This is a genomic window from Lysinibacillus sp. NPDC093210, from assembly GCF_044753985.1.
In the GTDB taxonomy this organism is placed as follows: domain Bacteria; phylum Bacillota; class Bacilli; order Bacillales_A; family Planococcaceae; genus Lysinibacillus.
Genome location: NZ_JBIVOE010000001.1, coordinates 1,029,841 through 1,045,621, shown reverse-complemented (window position 1 = coordinate 1,045,621; position 15,781 = coordinate 1,029,841). Strand labels below are relative to the sequence as shown.

The following is a 15,781-nucleotide window of genomic DNA, read 5'->3' as shown; positions in this document are numbered from 1 at the left end:
GCTGTTTTTTCTCAAATATGAGAAGGATTTAAGTTTTATTTGTCGAAGATAAGGTAAGTAATAGTATATAGAGAGAAATTATTACTAGCAGGAGGTCTACTTATGGAAGTCATTTTGTATATTGCAGCAATAATAGCAGCGATCGGTTTTTTATTTTTATGTGTGAGCGTCGGTATGACATTATTTTCACTCAAGTCAATTCTTAACAGTTTATCTGGCACATTAGCAGGCATTGAGAAACAAATGGAAGGGATTACACGAGAAACGACTTCTTTGTTAATTAAAACAAATAGCTTAGCCGAGGATATTCAACAAAAATCTGAGCAGTTAAATACTGTTGTTCATGCGGTGAAAGGAATGGGTGACTCTGTAAATGGTTTAAATGCTTCAGTACAGCAAATTACATCATCTATTTCAAAAAGTGTTGAACAGAACGAAGAAAAAATTGCGCAAGTTGTACAGTGGAGTAATGTCGCAATGGGCATTGCAGATAAATGGAAGAAGCGTAAAGTGATTGAGCAGGCACCAGAAATAATGCCTGAGGACGTATATAGTTTTGAGGAAGTTCAGGCGGACAAGCCGAAAAGAAAATGGGGTCGCAAAAAATAATTATTATTTAGCAGGTGCTTTCTTTATGCCAGCTGAATATAAATAAAGCCTTAGGCAATTTTTATTGTATGACACCTACAAGTGGAAATACATACGTCTAGGCGCATTAGATTATAAAATGGGAGGAATTGTCCATGACTACACAAAAGCCAAACTTTAACGAAGTGAAAGAACAACAACTAGAAAGTACATTGCCACAACTTTATAATTCGCAGGATTCGATCTATGAAGAGGAGCGTGTAAATATGAAAGATTTCGTCATTGGCGCTTTAGTTGGGGGTATAGTGGGTGCAGCTGCAGGTTTACTATTAGCTCCTAAATCAGGGAAAGATTTACGTAGTGATGTGGCAGTGCAAGCTGTTAATTTAAAAGATAAAAGTGCTGATTTATCATCAACAGCTAAGGATAAAACAGTACAATTATCAAAACAAATTCAAGAGCAATCTTCGCAATTGGTAGAAAAAGTTAAGACGCTTAAGACTGCAAAAGCACCAACTGTTTTTGATGATGGTACTGTCTCATTCGAAGGGGAAGAGCCACTTGAGGACTTTGTTGATGATGCTAAATCAGAACAAGAAGAAGTTCCAGAAAAAACGGAACAATCTGATGAAGATAAAGCACAAGAGGTTCGTGCTTAAAGTAAAAAAGCTGTGACTTAAAGAAAAAGTGTTAGATTGATGAATCAATCTAACACTTTTTTTATGCCGTTGCTTTCCGCAGACACATTGCAAGCCAAACTTCGGAATGCCCACGTCTTACGCTGTGTGCGTTCCGAGCAGGAGTCACGCCTTCGCTACCAACAACTAGCGATACCTTTTTATAATGATAAAGGTGCGTCTTCAAGGACTATTTCAAGTTGGTCGCCACCGAAGATTTCTGTATCAAATGTTGCGGGTTGCCCATTCCGCAGAATTGTAAAATTACCTTTAAATGTCGTAGGTAGTTGCCAATTTGAGAAGCGGAAAACATCCTGGTAAATCCAAGGACTTCGATCTTTTTCATGAATGGCAATTGTCGCTCCGTTGGGAACGGTTGAGAGTGGTGAAACAACTGCCTGATTAACAACCATTTCATTCGTCATTTTTTTCAGCTCAACTAGCTCCTGTTGGAAATGAATGATGATTTTATCCTCAAGTAAAACATTCATATGATCAGCTATTCGCTGTACAGTTGGTAACGATGGTTGTGAAAAAGTAATTATATCGTTATGTTGAACAGCAAATGACAGTTTACTAGGTTTACCGTTAATGAGTAGTTGTGCGGAGCACGTTGGTAAATATAACGGCTTTCCATCGACATAAACAACAAAAGATTCGAATTGTTTTAACAAATTATTATTGTTGGTAGATTTAAATATATCCTCTACCGTTTCAGCAATTTCAAACACGATGATATCACGATCGTTTAACACAGCATCCATTGATACAGGGGAACCGTTGACAGTAATTTTTGGTTCGATCACATACTTTGTTTCTTGAATTGTTACTGTTTTAGTTACCGCTTGATCAACAATATCTCTTACTGTAGCAGTGGCTGGATGACCATCTTGACCTTCTATTAACTGAATGGCATCGCCTGTTTTAATAATTGTTTTTGTAGAGGCTTGTTGACCATTTACTAAAATTTTTGCCGGTTGACCGTGGCCTCCAGGTATGAAAATATCTTGTCCGTTAACACTAATAGATAATCCATGGCCTGGCTTGCCATATAATTGTTTAGCCCGAATATTGGCAGCTAAAAATGCATCTCCAACCGTCATTTCTTTTAATTCAAAAAGACGTACAATTTGTTCATTTACTGTTAAGCTCATATATTGTATCGGCATTTTCTTTGCAGCAATTGCTATGCCAATTGGTGTTACTAACTCAGGAGATGCTTTAATATGCTCTTCCTTTGTTAAATTTTGAATGGCATCGACACCGCGTACGGCAATTCGGTTTGCTGGTAAATCCAGCACTAAGCCAATCTCCGTTGTAAGATTAGGGGTTAAACTACCACCACCAACGAGCATCACAGCTTTTGGGGCAGTTCGATTATTAAGACGCAATATTTCTTCTCCAATTGCCTTAGCAAGTTGTTTAACAGCAGGCTCAATTGCTGTAAGCACTTCTGCTTTTGGATAGTATTGGTCAAAGCCTAAAATATCTTGAATTAAAATTTCCTCAGCACAGTGCAGTTGACGCTTTGCTTCTTCAGCAACTGGGAAATCAAGTAAATAATGGTCACTGAGTGCCTCTGTTATTTCATCACCTGCTGTTGGCACCATACCGTATGCAACTACTGTACTTTTATCGGTAATGGCAATATCTGACGTACCAGCTCCAATATCGACAAGTGCAACATTTAGACGGCGCATTGTAGGTGGTATTAGAACATTTATTGCCGCAATAGGCTCTAGTGTGAGAGCACCCATTTCTAAATTTGCACGTTTTAAGGCAGCGATAAGGGATTCAACTACAACACGTGGAAGGAAAGTTGCAATGACTTCAATTTGTGCTTCGTCACCTTGCTGATCAAGAAGGCTACCAATTTCTTCACCATCTAAACGATAATAAAGAACAGAATAGCCAACGCAGTAATAGTGACTGGTTTTGGCATCCTCTTTATGCTGTAGGAGCTGTTGCTGTGCATGTTGAACTGCCTGTAATTCTAAACGGCTAATATCTTCTTCAGTGAATATGGGGCGGTTACGAATATTAATGGTCACGCTTGCCTGCTCTGTTTTTAATGAACGACCTGCAGCAGCGACGCTTACTTTGGATAAGGGCCCATGCTTGTCTTCGAGCTCTTGTTTAATTTCATTAATTAAATCAGCCACATACATGACATTATGTATTTGACCATCTACCATGGCCCGTTCCTTGTGTTCTTTTACTAAAATATCTTGTACATGAAAATGATCATTATCTTCCTCTAAAATAATGCCAACAACAGAACGTGTACCGATATCAAGTGCAAATAATTTTGAACTCAATGTAATCGCTTCCTTCCTTGAAATAACTCAAAAGTAATTTAGCGAGTTGAAGCGCTAAATTAAAAATGCGTGACATTCTGAACAACATTGATTATAATGATGCTAATATCTAAAAATGTAACATACATTTCAGAGTTCTGAAAGTGTCTGTCATGGGGAGAGGAGCAAGAAGCATGAGCCAAAAAGATTTAGAAAGCTTACGTAGTCAGATTGACGGATTAAACTTAGAAATTCTTCGTCTAATTAACGAACGTGCAGCTGTAGTAGATGAAATCGGTAAAATTAAAGAAAAACAAGGTGTTAATCGCTATGATCCATTGCGTGAACGACACATGCTTGATCTAATTAAAGAACACAATCACGGTCCGTTAAACCAAATGACGGTTGATTATATTTTTAAACAAATCTTTAAAACAGCTTTAAAACAACTTGAAGCTGATAAAAAGAAAGAATTACTAGTTTCTCGTAAGAAGAAATCAGAAGATACTGTCATCAATATTAATGGTGAACTAATCGGCCAAGGAAAACCATCCTTCGTGTTTGGTCCATGTGCTGTTGAATCTTACGAACAAGTAGCAGCAGTTGCTGCATCTATTAAAGCTAAAGGTGAAAAGTTAATCCGTGGCGGTGCTTACAAACCTCGTACTTCTCCATATGACTTCCAAGGTCTTGGTTTAGAAGGGCTTAAAATTTTAAAGCGTGTATCTGAAGAATATGGTTTAGGTGTTATTACTGAAATTGTAACACCAGGTCATTTAGAAGAAGCGCTTGATTATATTGATGTTATCCAAATCGGTGCTCGTAATATGCAAAACTTCGAGTTATTAAAAGCAGCGGGTGCAACGAACAAACCAGTATTATTAAAACGTGGTTTAGCAGCAACGATTGACGAGTTCATTCATGCAGCAGAATACATTATGTCTAAAGGGAATGAAAACATCATCCTTTGTGAGCGTGGTATTCGTACTTACGAAAAAGCAACACGTAACACATTAGACATTTCAGCAGTACCAATTTTAAAACAAGAAACACATTTACCAGTATTCGTCGATGTAACACATTCAACAGGTCGACGCGACTTACTATTACCATGTGCGAAGGCAGCAATTGCAATCGGGGCAGATGGTGTAATGGCTGAGGTGCATCCAGATCCATCTGTAGCACTTTCAGATTCACAACAACAAATGGATATTCCAACATTTGATGCATTCTACGAAACGTTACAAAAATTCATGAAGAATCACGAAATTCACGCATAATATTTTCACACCGCTTGCGCAATAAGCAGGCGGTGTTTACTATATCGTGACAAAAAAATGTCTATAATAGTACTATTTGTACTTGGTATTTCATTTCATGTATGTACTCTTCTTGAAAATGGAGCGAAAATTATCGTATGATAAGGCTATAAAAGGAAAAAGGGAGGCACGTACGATGACTGTTACAATTTATGATGTTGCACGAGAAGCGAATGTTTCGATGGCAACCGTTTCTCGTGTAGTCAATGGTAACCAAAATGTAAAACCAGCAACACGAAAAAAAGTATTAGAAGTAATTGAACGATTAGAATATCGTCCGAACGCAGTAGCGCGAGGGTTAGCAAGTAAGAAAACTACAACAGTTGGCGTGATTATCCCAGATATTGCAAATAATGTTTATGCGGAGCTGGCACGTGGTGTAGAGGATATCGCTACAATGTATCGCTACAATATTATTCTTGCCAACTCAGATCAACATGAAGATAAAGAGCTACAGTTGCTAGATACAATGCTAGGTAAACAAGTGGACGGTATTGTAATGATGAGTGATGAAGTAACAGAGAAAATGCAACAAACGATGGATCATTCACCAGTCCCAATTGTTCTTGCAGGTTCTGTAGATGAATCACAAACAATTGCCACTGTTAATATTGATTATTTCCAGGCAGCTTATGAAGCAATTTCGTTACTGATTCAAAACGGTCATACACGAATTGGCTTTGTAACAGGTCCTCTTACTTATACGATTAATGGTAAATTTAAGCTTGAAGCTTATAAAAAAGCACTTCAAGATGCAGGGTTAAGTATAGATGAATCACTAATTGCTGCTGAGGAATCTAGCTATGATATGGGCTTAGAGGCTTGGGAAACATTATCTGCACTTGAAAACCCTCCAACGGCTTATTTTGCGGGAAGTGATGAACTCGCAATCGGTTTGATTCATGGTGCACAAGATGCTGGTAAAAATGTGCCCGAGGATATCGAGGTCATCAGTTTTGAAAATTCTAAGTTAGCTCGTATGGTTCGCCCACAGCTTACAAGTGTAGCATTACCGCTATATGATATCGGAGCTGTAGCGATGCGATTATTGACTAAGCTTATGAATAAAGAGCCTGTAGAGGACGAGAAGGTAGCGGTAATATTACCGCACCGTATCGAACAACGCCAATCGGTTAAAAGCAAATAAGAAAAAACACGTAAATCTAATTTTATGATTTGCGTGTTTTTTTATGGGAAAATGTGTGCCTGAAAACGTTGTTGTCCGCTACGGCGGACGCTTTCCGCGGGCACACCGTAAGCCGCAACCCTCGCTAGCGCGCGGTTTGTTGCGTCTTACTATGCGTGCGTTCCCGCAGGAGTCGCCGCCTCCGCTACAAACAACTAGTGAAATTGCTTGAGTAACTGCCACTTTGCATAACATGGCTAATCATACTGGCAAGTACTATGAGAATTCAGAATTGTTTGAGTGCCTGGCACCCACTAACTGCGCTTTTCTGTGCGGATAATATGTAACGCTTTTTCTAACATTTGCGCGTTCTTTTCTTCAATTTCAGCTTTTCTAGGGATTGGCTCATAAAGAGGGTTAGGATCTTCCCATGTTGGGATAAAAGGAACTGGCGCTTCTGGCTGCCAACGATCTAACCATGCTTGTGGTAAGGTACCTGTTGGTATTTCTTGATCTGTCATTTCTAGCCATAACATCGACCATGCCCTTGGCACAACACGCCAAATATCGTAACCACCACCACCAACTGCAATCCATTTCCCATCGCAATATTCGTGTGCGAGTTTATGTGCAAGCTTTGGAATTTCTCTATAAATATTCATTGTACCGTATAAATGTGTTAATGGATCAAAATAATGTGCATCTGCACCGTTTTGAGTTAAAACAACATCTGGTTTGAAAAATTCAAAAACTTCACGCATAGCTTTTTCATATATTTCTAAGAAACTTTCATCCTCGGTAAATGCATCAATTGGAAAGTTAAAGGAAGTACCATAACCTTGACCGTTGCCGCGCTCAGTTATATTACCCGTTCCAGGGAATAAGTAGCGTCCAGTTTCATGAATTGATAATGTACAAACATTTGGGTCTTCGTAGAAACTCCATTGTACACCGTCACCATGGTGTGCATCAGTATCAACATAGAGTACACGCGCATTGTACTTTTCCTGTAAATAACGAATGGCAACGGTACTATCATTATATATACAAAAACCGGAAGCACGCCCACGGAAACCATGATGTAGTCCACCGCCAAGATTTAGTGCATGCTGAGCCTTTCCTTCCATTACACAATCGACAGCGGTTAATGTACCTCCGACAAGTTGCGCACTTGCTTCATGCATATTTTCAAAGATAGGTGTATCTTCAGTGCCGATACCATAGCTTGCACATTGTGCCTCGCTCAGCTTACCATGGCCTGCATTTTTAACGATTTCAATATATTTCGGATCATGCGCAAGCAAAAGTTCTTCTTCCGTGGCAATGCGTGCAGGAACGATATCGACATCATCGAGCGCTCCTATATTTTTAAGTAAATCCATCGTTAGCGTCAAGCGTTTGTGATTGAAAGGATGCGTATCTGAAAATTTATATCCGAGTTGCTCTGGCGAATAAACAAAGACAGCCTTTTTCATTTTAAAGAAACACCTGGTAAATTAGGCCATAACACGTCAAATCCTTCTTGGCGAAGATCTTCAATGATAGCAAGTGGGTTTAATGTTTTTACTCGGACGCTTAAAATTTTATTTTGTGTATTTTCAGAATCAGGATATACTAGAACGCTTTGGACATTTGCATGATGGAGATTGAAAATTTTAGTAATTTCAAATAAGACTCCTGGTGTATCGCTAACTCGGATTTCAATTTTGGAGCCAGGTTCAGTGGCACCCGTTAGTTCTATATATGTGTAGAGTAAATCGGTTGTTGTCACAATGCCTACTAGTTTTCCGCCGGAGACGATTGGTAAACAGCCTACCTTTGCTTCATAAAAAGTTAGTGCTACTTCTTCTACAAAATCAAGTGGATGGCCGACAAGTGGGTTTTTGATCATTATTTCTTCTACCATCGCACTAAAGACTGGCGAATTAGGTTCGTCTTTCAATGAGGAAGGCAATGCCTGTTTAATATCGCGCTCCGTAATAACACCTAGAACATGTCGTTCGTTATCGATGACAGGTAAATGCCGAACTTTTTTCTCACGCATCAATTTCAACGCTTCCAAAACAGTGTTTGTCGGAGCCAATGTGTAAGGCTCATCATTCATAATTTCTTCAACAATCATATACTCATCCCCTTTGTGTTGGTTTTAATACATGAAACGATTTCTAAAACGAAGTCTGTCGAATCTTTCCATTGTTGCAGGAGGCACTCGTTTTCCCTCTCGTGCCATAAGGCAGTTCGCAGGATGAGATGTAATTTCAGGATCATCTGTAGCAAAATATTCGAAGCCAACTGAACTCATCATCCGCTCCATCATTTTGCGATAATCCCATACATTTAAACCTGTACCTTTTAAGTCCCAATGCCAATAATATTCGGTTGTTATTACAAGGTAGTCCTCCATTTCATCCCCCATGAAGGACACCGCTAACAAGGCTTTACCAGCCCCTGTTCCACGATAGTCTGGAATGACCTCAATAGCACCTAATTCAATCATATTATCGATTCTGTCCTCTGCCCACCGTTCAAGCGGATCAGGATATAAATAGGTGACGTAGCCTACAATAATGTCGTTATTTCGGATAATAATAATACGGCCTTCAGGAAGCCCAGCGATTTCTAAGATGGCTTGCTGTTGTTGTTTAGGGGGTCTAAAGGCAACTAATCCCTCGTGGAATGAATATGTAGCTAATTTTTCTGGAGGAACAGGTCCTTCCACATAAACAGTACCATGCTTTGTCTCCTTTGTAACAGAAAAAAAAGTCTTTTTGTGTTCCATAATTACACCACCTGAGTTTAATAATTCCATTATAGCTGATTTAAAGCCGAAAAACGCTTAAATTTACGAAATATAACTACATTTTCGGAAAAATAAAAATATTGAGACATTCTGATTAATTTCGTGTAAAATAGATTTATATTGCAACTGTTATTTAACAGATAAATGTTGATTTATTAAGCATTGATAGAATTACAACTGCATAAACTGTTCTATAACAATTGCTACATAACGTATTTGTCTTTGGAGAAAGTAGCGAATTTTAATATCATTCAGTAGCTGTTTTATATGGCGAAATTGTTTCAATCGCCATTATTTCACTTAATTTTCCAAAAGGGGATGAATGCTCACTTTTTTATCCTTTATAGGGGGCTTCAAGAGAAGATTATTGCATAAGCAAAGTGGAACGAATTGGCAGACAGCTACAATTACGCCGATGCGTAATTGCGGGGGATATCGTGAGTACGATTTGAAATTTGCTTACGAATGTACTAAAGCCAAAAAAGGAAGGGGTAAATTTATGGGGATGAAAACGATGGAGAAATTACAAGCATTACCAGGGCAGTACAACTTGCCAAATTATGAGGAGGTAGCAGCAACTCATGATTGGGCAGATACAGAAAAGGCATTTAGTTGGCATGAAACAGGTTTAGTGAATATGGCTTATGAGGCTATTGATCGCCATACAGAAACGTCTCGAAAAAATAAAGTGGCATTGTATTATAATGATGGGAAGCGCAAGGAAGCATACTCTTTTAATGAAATGAAAAGGTTAACGAACAAGGCAGCAAATGTTTTTAAATCGGCGACAAACATTGAAAAAGGAGATCGTTTATTTATTTTTATGCCTCGTTCACCAGAGCTTTACTTTTCTTTATTAGGTGCTTTAAAAATGGGCGTTATTGTAGGACCATTGTTTGAAGCATTCATGGAAGGTGCAGTTTATGATCGGCTTTCTGATAGCGATGCGAAAGTGTTAGTAACAACACCGGAATTACTAGAACGAGTTCCATTAGATAAACTGCCAAACTTGCAACATGTATTTTTAGTAGGGTCTGATATAGAAGAAACGCCCCAAATTTTAGATTTTAATAAGCGCTTGAAAGAGGCTTCCGCTAAGTTTGACATCGAGTGGATGGACCGAGAGGACGGTATGATTTTACATTATACTTCTGGCTCGACAGGTACTCCGAAAGGTGTTTTACATGTTCATAATGCGATGGTTCAGCAGTATCAGTCGACACAATGGGTACTTGATTTAGGCGAAAATGATATTTATTGGTGTACGGCTGATCCAGGGTGGGTAACGGGAACAGCCTATGGAATTTTTGGTCCGTGGTTAAATGGTGTGACAATGCTCATTGTTGGTGGAAGATTCTCGCCACAAGCATGGTATCAAGCGATTGAGGATTATAGTGTAACAGTTTGGTATAGTGCGCCAACAGCATTCCGTATGTTAATGGGTGCAGGTAGTGGCATGCTGGAAAATTATGATTTATCATCATTGCGTCATGTATTATCTGTAGGGGAGCCACTTAACCCTGAAGTTATCCGTTGGGGTAGTGAGGAGTTAGGACATCGCATTCATGATACTTGGTGGATGACAGAAACGGGTGCACATATGATTTGTAACTATCCGAGCATGGATATTAAGCCCGGATCAATGGGCAAACCATTACCAGGTGTGCACGCGACAATTGTAGATGATGCGGGTAATGAAGTTCCACCATTTACAATGGGTAACTTAGCTGTGCGTCGTGGTTGGCCAGCCATGATGCGTCAAATTTGGGGTAATCCAGAGCGTTATGAATCATATTTCTTAAAAGGTGAGTGGTATGTGTCTGGTGACTCCGCTTATATGGATGATGAAGGTTATTTCTGGTTCCAAGGTCGAGTGGATGATGTCATTATGACAGCAGGTGAACGAGTTGGGCCGTTCGAGGTTGAAAGTAAATTACTAGAACATCCAGACGTAATAGAGGCTGGAGTTATCGGAAAACCGGACCCTATACGTGGTGAAATTATAAAAGCGTTTGTATCTTTGAGAGAAGGCGTGGAGCCATCGGATGCTTTAATTGAGGATATTCGCGAGTTTGTGAAAAGGGGCTTATCAGCTCATGCGGCACCGAGAGAAATTGAATTTAAGGAAAAGCTGCCGAAAACACGCAGCGGTAAAATTATGCGACGCGTGTTAAAAGCATGGGAGTTAGATTTACCTACTGGCGATCTTTCTACGATGGAAGACTAATGGCTCCTACGTATAATTTATTTTTATTCAAAATATGCATCTAAAGAAGGTAGGAATTCATTCGATTATCGAAAGGGTTCCTACCTTCTTTTTTCTTAATTGGCGGTAGAAACTATAGATTTTAAACAACTATAACAGAAGATTAAGAAAATAATATAAATAAATAAAAATTCAGTTGACTTAATAAATATGCAGACGTATACTATTTTTAACTTATTTTAGAGGTGAGTGTAATGAAAGTAGGAATTGTTGGAGCAACAGGATATGGAGGATTGGAGCTTATCCGCTTTTTACATAATCATCCGGCGGTGGAGCATATTGATTTATTTACATCTTCAGAAGAAGGTGTCGTTTTTTCTACAAAGTTTGGACATTTAGTTACGATTACAGATTCGCCATTGCAAAAAATAGATTATGAAACTTTATCGAAATTGGATGTTGTGTTTGCTAGTACGCCTTCTGGTGTGACAAGTGAACTGTTACCACCTTTAGTTGGAAAAGGTCCGAGGTTAATTGATTTATCAGGGGATTTTCGATTAAAGAATCCACTTAGCTATGAAGAGTGGTACGGAAAAAAGGCTGCTCCACTAGAAATTATTCAGCAAAGTGTTTATGGCTTAACTGAATGGAATGCTCATAATGTGAAAAATGCCTCACTTATTGCGAACCCAGGATGTTATCCAACAGCGGTTCTGCTTTCGTTATTGCCTTTGTTAAAAGAGAGACTAATAGATTCTAATTATCTCGTGATTGATGCAAAAAGTGGAATTTCGGGAGCTGGCAATAAACCATCGCAAACAACACACTTTAGTGAAGTGAACGAAAGCTTTTCCATTTATAAGACAAATACGCATCAACATATTCCAGAAATCGAGCAAGCTATTTCAATGTTTGCTGGTATAGAGACAGCTATTACTTTTAATACACATTTAGTGCCGATGACACGTGGAATTTTATCCACTGCATATGCGCCATTAATGCCAGGTATCACAGAGCATCAATTAGTCGCTTGCTTACAAGCAACATATGAAAAACATCCGTTTGTACGGGTTGTAACCGATGTTAATAGCCTTGCTACAAACCGTGTGAAAGGCTCTAACTATTGTGATATTTTCGTAAAAGTTGATAACCGTACAAACCGTGCAACGATTGTTGCTGTTATTGACAATTTAGTTAAAGGGGCGGCAGGGCAAGCGATACAAAATATGAATGTGCAATTAGATTTACCCCAAACAACAGGCCTAGACGTCGTGCCATATTTTATTTAAGGGCCCATTTTAGTGCCAGTCACCCAAACAATTTTGAATTTTGCCAATTGTTTCAGTGCCAGTCACTCTTATTTTAAAACTGAGGAGGAATACGTTTATGACATTAACAGCATCAACGAACGTTATGAAAAAATTATCAAGTAAAAACATCGTTTCACCAAAAGGCTTTAAAGCAGCAGGTATCCATTGCGGATTAAAGCATAAGAAAAAAGATTTAGCTATATTAGTTAGTGACGTACCAGCAAGTGTAGCTGGCGTATTTACAACAAATGCCGTTCAAGCAGCACCGTTAAAAGTAACGAAAGAAGTTGTCTACTCAACAAAAAAAATACAAGCAATGATTGTAAACTCTGGTAATGCTAATGCATGTACTGGTAAGCAAGGTGTGAAAGATGCGCAAACAATGCAAGCTTTAGCGGCTGAAAAGTTAGGGATTGCTGCAAATTTAGTTGGTGTTTGCTCAACAGGTGTAATCGGGGAAATTATGAAGATGGAGCCTGTTACTAGCGGGATTTTCCAACTCGAGCCGAAGGATAGTTTAGAGAGTGCAATCGATTTTGCACAGGCAATTTTAACAACTGATACGGTTATGAAAAATACGAGCTATAGCACAATTATTGATGGTAAAGAAATTATTATTGCTGGTGTAGCAAAGGGATCAGGAATGATTGAACCAAATATGGCGACAATGCTAGGTTTTATTACGACAGATGCGAATATTGAATCGGATGTATTACAAGACGCGTTATCGGAAATTACAAACTTAACGTTTAATGCGATTACGGTAGATGGAGATACTTCGACAAACGATACGGTTATTGTGATGGCAAATGGTGTAGCGGGCAATGATCTTTTAACATCTGCGCATCCTGATTGGCATAACTTCTACTATACATTAAAAACTGTAGCTGAAGATTTAGCGAAAATGATTGCGAAAGATGGAGAAGGTGCAACGAAACTGATTGAGGTTGAAGTAGAAGGTGCCATTTCAGATGAAGAAGCACGTAAAATTGCGAAAACTGTTGTTGGTTCTCCACTTGTAAAAACAGCTGTATTTGGATGCGATGCTAACTGGGGACGAATTATTGCAGCGGTTGGTTATAGTGGCGCAACAGTTGACCCTGATAAAATTACAATTCAAATTGGTGGTGCAACAATGGTCGAAAACGGTGAACCGATTGCATTTTCTGAAGATGAGTTGATTCAAATTTTAAAAATGCATGAAGTAAAAATCTTTGTGTCACTTGGCATAGGTGAAGGCAAGGGGCATGCTTGGGGATGTGACTTAACGTATGACTACGTTCAAATCAATGCATCTTACCGCTCGTAAACGCATGGTTATTAAGCTGGGTGGCAGCACGCTTGAAGGCTTAAATGATGCTTTTTTTGAAAATTTTAAAAAACTACAAGATAGTGGAGTAGAACTTATTATTACGCATGGTGGGGGCCCTGCTATTAATCGCGAGCTTGCTGCACGAAATATTGAATCTCATGCATTAAATGGCATACGTGTAACAAGCGCAGCAGCGATTGACATTGTTCAATCTACTTTAATAGGGAATGTTAATCCTTCATTAGTACATGAGTTAACAACAGCAGGAATTGCAGCAGTCGGGCTTAATGGCTTTGATGGCCAATTACTTGTAGCGGACTTTTTAGACAAGGAAATTTACGGCTTTGTAGGTGAGGTGCATTCGGTCAATACATCGTTGTTAGAAGCATTCATTACAGCTGGAATTGTCCCAGTAATAGCGTGTGTTGGGGCTGATTACAATGGTCAAGCGCTGAATATTAACGGAGATACAGTAGCGAGTGCAGTAGCGCTTGCTATTGGGGCAGAAAGCTTACTGCTTGTTACAGATGTTTCGGGTATCCGTATTCAAGATGAATATCAAACAGAAGCAACGCCACCGTTAATAGCGAAGTGGATTGAGGAAGGTCATATTTATGGTGGAATGATTCCCAAAGTGCAAGGGGCAATCGAGTGTCTGAATGCAGGCATTCCATCCGTGCAAATTGTTGGAGACGCATTAGTCGGTACAACGATTTTGCCGTAATGTAGTTATGTAATAAGTGGATGCTGTGCTGTGCAGGTGGTGTCCATTGAAAATGAAGTGGAGGAGCTGATATTATGAGCGCATTATTTGGAAATTATGGCAAACGTCGTGCCCAAATCGTTAAAGGGCAAGGAACTGTTGTGCAAGATAGTGATGGCAAAAGGTATTTAGACTTTACAAGTGGTATTGCCGTTGTTAGTCTCGGGCATGCTCATCCTGCTATCGTAAAGGCTATTCAAGAACAAAGTGAAACGCTTTGGCATATGTCGAATTTATTTGATATACCTGGGCAAGAGAAGGTAGCTCAAAAATTAGTGGCAGATACACATTTTACGTATGCCTTTTTCTGTAATAGTGGTGCGGAAGCTAATGAAGCGGCAATTAAGCTCGCTCGTAAGCATACAGGGAAACATCATATTATTACATTTGAAAAATCGTTTCATGGTCGAACGTTTGGCGCAATGTCAGCAACTGGTCAAGGCAAGGTACATAATGGGTTTGGACCACTTGTTGATAAATTTACAATACTCCCATTCAATGACGTAACGGCTCTTGAAGCAACGATAGACGATTCAGTTGCAGCCATTATGCTGGAAATGATTCAAGGTGAGGGCGGTGTTAATAGCGTGTCGCCTGAATTTGCAGCGGCAATTGCAAAAATTTGTGAGGATAAAGGCATTTTATTGATTGTTGATGAGGTGCAAACAGGTATTGGTAGAACAGGAACGCGTTATGCATATGAACAAACAATCTTGAAGCCGAATATTGTGACATTAGCAAAAGGTTTAGGTGGAGGTTTCCCAGTAGGAGGAATGTTAGGGACAGCTGAATTGTATGATACGTTTAGCCCGGGGACGCATGGTACTACTTTTGGTGGGAATTCTTTAGCAATGCGTGTTGCTGAAACGGTCCTTGATAACGTTTTTGAGCCAAGTTTTTTAGAAAATGTGCAAGAATTATCATCCTATTTTGTGAAGCAACTACAAGCCAATTTACCGACAGGCTATACAGTACAAGGCCAAGGTTTATTACTTGGAATTGGTTGTGGCGATACGGAGGTAGCACCTTTCATTACAGCAGCGGAAGACAAAGGTTTACTTCTTGTAGGAGCAGGCCCAAATGTTATTCGACTTTTACCACCACTTACGGTGTCTAAAACAGAGATTGACGAAGCAGTAGAAATTTTAAAAACGATATTACTATAATAGAAGTAGGCAGACTAAAACTACTAATGAAAAGGGCACTACGCACTAATAGGACCTAAAAAGAGAAAAAGTGTTAGATTGAATGCAATCAATCTAACACTTTTTTTGTTGCCATAGATGTGTGCTATGGCGCTTCCACTAGTGCTATTTAGAACACCTTTGTCTTCTTTCTAGCATTTTTTTTATCTCAGCCTAGTGTTACTAGCATGTAAGTTAT

General features: G+C 39.1%; 13 protein-coding genes. 9 read left to right on the top strand and 4 right to left on the bottom strand.

The window, feature by feature from the left end; all coding sequences use genetic code 11:
• Window positions 1–102: 102 nt before the first annotated feature.
• Window positions 103–609: a DUF948 domain-containing protein gene (locus ACIP9C_RS05190; RefSeq protein ID WP_401009083.1), complete on the top strand. Its 507-nt coding sequence runs from the start codon at window positions 103–105 to the stop codon at window positions 607–609.
• A 134-nt stretch (window positions 610–743) separates the two neighbouring features.
• Complete coding sequence (locus ACIP9C_RS05185) at window positions 744–1,247, top strand: YtxH domain-containing protein (RefSeq protein ID WP_401009082.1); 504 nt, start codon at window positions 744–746, stop codon at window positions 1,245–1,247.
• A gap of 179 nt (window positions 1,248–1,426) precedes the next feature.
• Here ACIP9C_RS05185 and ACIP9C_RS05180 read toward each other — a convergent pair whose 3' ends face one another.
• Window positions 1,427–3,583, bottom strand: a complete 2,157-nt coding sequence (locus ACIP9C_RS05180; protein WP_401009081.1) for a cell division protein FtsA — start codon at window positions 3,581–3,583, stop codon at window positions 1,427–1,429.
• A gap of 173 nt (window positions 3,584–3,756) precedes the next feature.
• Between ACIP9C_RS05180 and ACIP9C_RS05175 the strand changes: the two genes are divergently transcribed.
• Together ACIP9C_RS05175 and ccpA are read left to right on the top strand one after the other, a co-directional pair.
• On the top strand, window positions 3,757–4,842 hold the full coding sequence (locus ACIP9C_RS05175) for a bifunctional 3-deoxy-7-phosphoheptulonate synthase/chorismate mutase (RefSeq protein ID WP_401009080.1): 1,086 nt from the start codon (window positions 3,757–3,759) through the stop codon (window positions 4,840–4,842).
• A gap of 175 nt (window positions 4,843–5,017) precedes the next feature.
• On the top strand, window positions 5,018–6,028 hold the full coding sequence (gene ccpA, locus ACIP9C_RS05170; RefSeq protein ID WP_401009079.1) for a catabolite control protein A: 1,011 nt from the start codon (window positions 5,018–5,020) through the stop codon (window positions 6,026–6,028).
• 293 nt (window positions 6,029–6,321) lie between these two features.
• Here ccpA and ACIP9C_RS05165 read toward each other — a convergent pair whose 3' ends face one another.
• From ACIP9C_RS05165 to ACIP9C_RS05155, 3 genes are read right to left on the bottom strand one after another with little or no spacing between them, the layout of a single operon-like run.
• Window positions 6,322–7,482, bottom strand: a complete 1,161-nt coding sequence (locus tag ACIP9C_RS05165; RefSeq protein ID WP_401009078.1) for an acetoin utilization protein AcuC — start codon at window positions 7,480–7,482, stop codon at window positions 6,322–6,324.
• A complete protein-coding gene (locus ACIP9C_RS05160; RefSeq protein ID WP_401009077.1) occupies window positions 7,479–8,129 on the bottom strand; it encodes an acetoin utilization AcuB family protein in 651 nt (216 codons plus the stop codon). The genes ACIP9C_RS05165 and ACIP9C_RS05160 overlap by 4 nt, the downstream gene beginning before the upstream one ends.
• Before the next feature lie 24 nt (window positions 8,130–8,153).
• Window positions 8,154–8,786, bottom strand: a complete 633-nt coding sequence (locus ACIP9C_RS05155; protein WP_401009076.1) for a GNAT family N-acetyltransferase — start codon at window positions 8,784–8,786, stop codon at window positions 8,154–8,156.
• Window positions 8,787–9,306: 520 nt separating this feature from the next.
• Here ACIP9C_RS05155 and acsA point away from each other — a divergent pair.
• The 5 genes from acsA to ACIP9C_RS05130 all read left to right on the top strand — a co-directional run bounded on the left by acsA (window position 9,307) and on the right by ACIP9C_RS05130 (window position 15,564).
• The gene (gene acsA / locus ACIP9C_RS05150) at window positions 9,307–11,034 is read left to right on the top strand and encodes an acetate--CoA ligase (protein ID WP_401009075.1); all 1,728 of its coding nucleotides are present in this window, start codon (window positions 9,307–9,309) and stop codon (window positions 11,032–11,034) included.
• Window positions 11,035–11,267: 233 nt separating this feature from the next.
• Entirely contained in the window at window positions 11,268–12,302 is a 1,035-nt protein-coding gene (argC, locus tag ACIP9C_RS05145; protein WP_401009074.1) for an N-acetyl-gamma-glutamyl-phosphate reductase, read from the top strand.
• Between the two features lie 97 nt (window positions 12,303–12,399).
• Window positions 12,400–13,632: a bifunctional glutamate N-acetyltransferase/amino-acid acetyltransferase ArgJ gene (argJ, locus tag ACIP9C_RS05140; RefSeq protein ID WP_401009073.1), complete on the top strand. Its 1,233-nt coding sequence runs from the start codon at window positions 12,400–12,402 to the stop codon at window positions 13,630–13,632.
• A complete protein-coding gene (gene argB, locus ACIP9C_RS05135; RefSeq protein ID WP_401009072.1) occupies window positions 13,595–14,359 on the top strand; it encodes an acetylglutamate kinase in 765 nt (254 codons plus the stop codon). The genes argJ and argB overlap by 38 nt, the downstream gene beginning before the upstream one ends.
• 74 nt (window positions 14,360–14,433) lie before the next feature.
• A complete protein-coding gene (locus tag ACIP9C_RS05130; RefSeq protein ID WP_401009071.1) occupies window positions 14,434–15,564 on the top strand; it encodes an acetylornithine transaminase in 1,131 nt (376 codons plus the stop codon).
• Window positions 15,565–15,781: the final 217 nt, after the last annotated feature.

What these genes read in the sequence shown, in the direction of transcription:
- ACIP9C_RS05190 (WP_401009083.1), top strand. Translation starts at nt 103, where the DNA reads ATGGAAGTCATTTTGTATATTGCAGCAATAATAGCAGCGATCGGTTTT.
- ACIP9C_RS05185 (WP_401009082.1), top strand. Translation starts at nt 744, where the DNA reads ATGACTACACAAAAGCCAAACTTTAACGAAGTGAAAGAACAACAACTA.
- ACIP9C_RS05175 (WP_401009080.1), top strand. Translation starts at nt 3,757, where the DNA reads ATGAGCCAAAAAGATTTAGAAAGCTTACGTAGTCAGATTGACGGATTA.
- ccpA (WP_401009079.1), top strand. Translation starts at nt 5,018, where the DNA reads ATGACTGTTACAATTTATGATGTTGCACGAGAAGCGAATGTTTCGATG.
- ACIP9C_RS05165 (WP_401009078.1), bottom strand. Translation starts at nt 7,482, where the DNA reads ATGAAAAAGGCTGTCTTTGTTTATTCGCCAGAGCAACTCGGATATAAA.
- ACIP9C_RS05160 (WP_401009077.1), bottom strand. Translation starts at nt 8,129, where the DNA reads ATGATTGTTGAAGAAATTATGAATGATGAGCCTTACACATTGGCTCCG.
- ACIP9C_RS05155 (WP_401009076.1), bottom strand. Translation starts at nt 8,786, where the DNA reads ATGGAACACAAAAAGACTTTTTTTTCTGTTACAAAGGAGACAAAGCAT.
- acsA (WP_401009075.1), top strand. Translation starts at nt 9,307, where the DNA reads ATGGGGATGAAAACGATGGAGAAATTACAAGCATTACCAGGGCAGTAC.
- argC (WP_401009074.1), top strand. Translation starts at nt 11,268, where the DNA reads ATGAAAGTAGGAATTGTTGGAGCAACAGGATATGGAGGATTGGAGCTT.
- argJ (WP_401009073.1), top strand. Translation starts at nt 12,400, where the DNA reads ATGACATTAACAGCATCAACGAACGTTATGAAAAAATTATCAAGTAAA.
- argB (WP_401009072.1), top strand. Translation starts at nt 13,595, where the DNA reads ATGACTACGTTCAAATCAATGCATCTTACCGCTCGTAAACGCATGGTT.
- ACIP9C_RS05130 (WP_401009071.1), top strand. Translation starts at nt 14,434, where the DNA reads ATGAGCGCATTATTTGGAAATTATGGCAAACGTCGTGCCCAAATCGTT.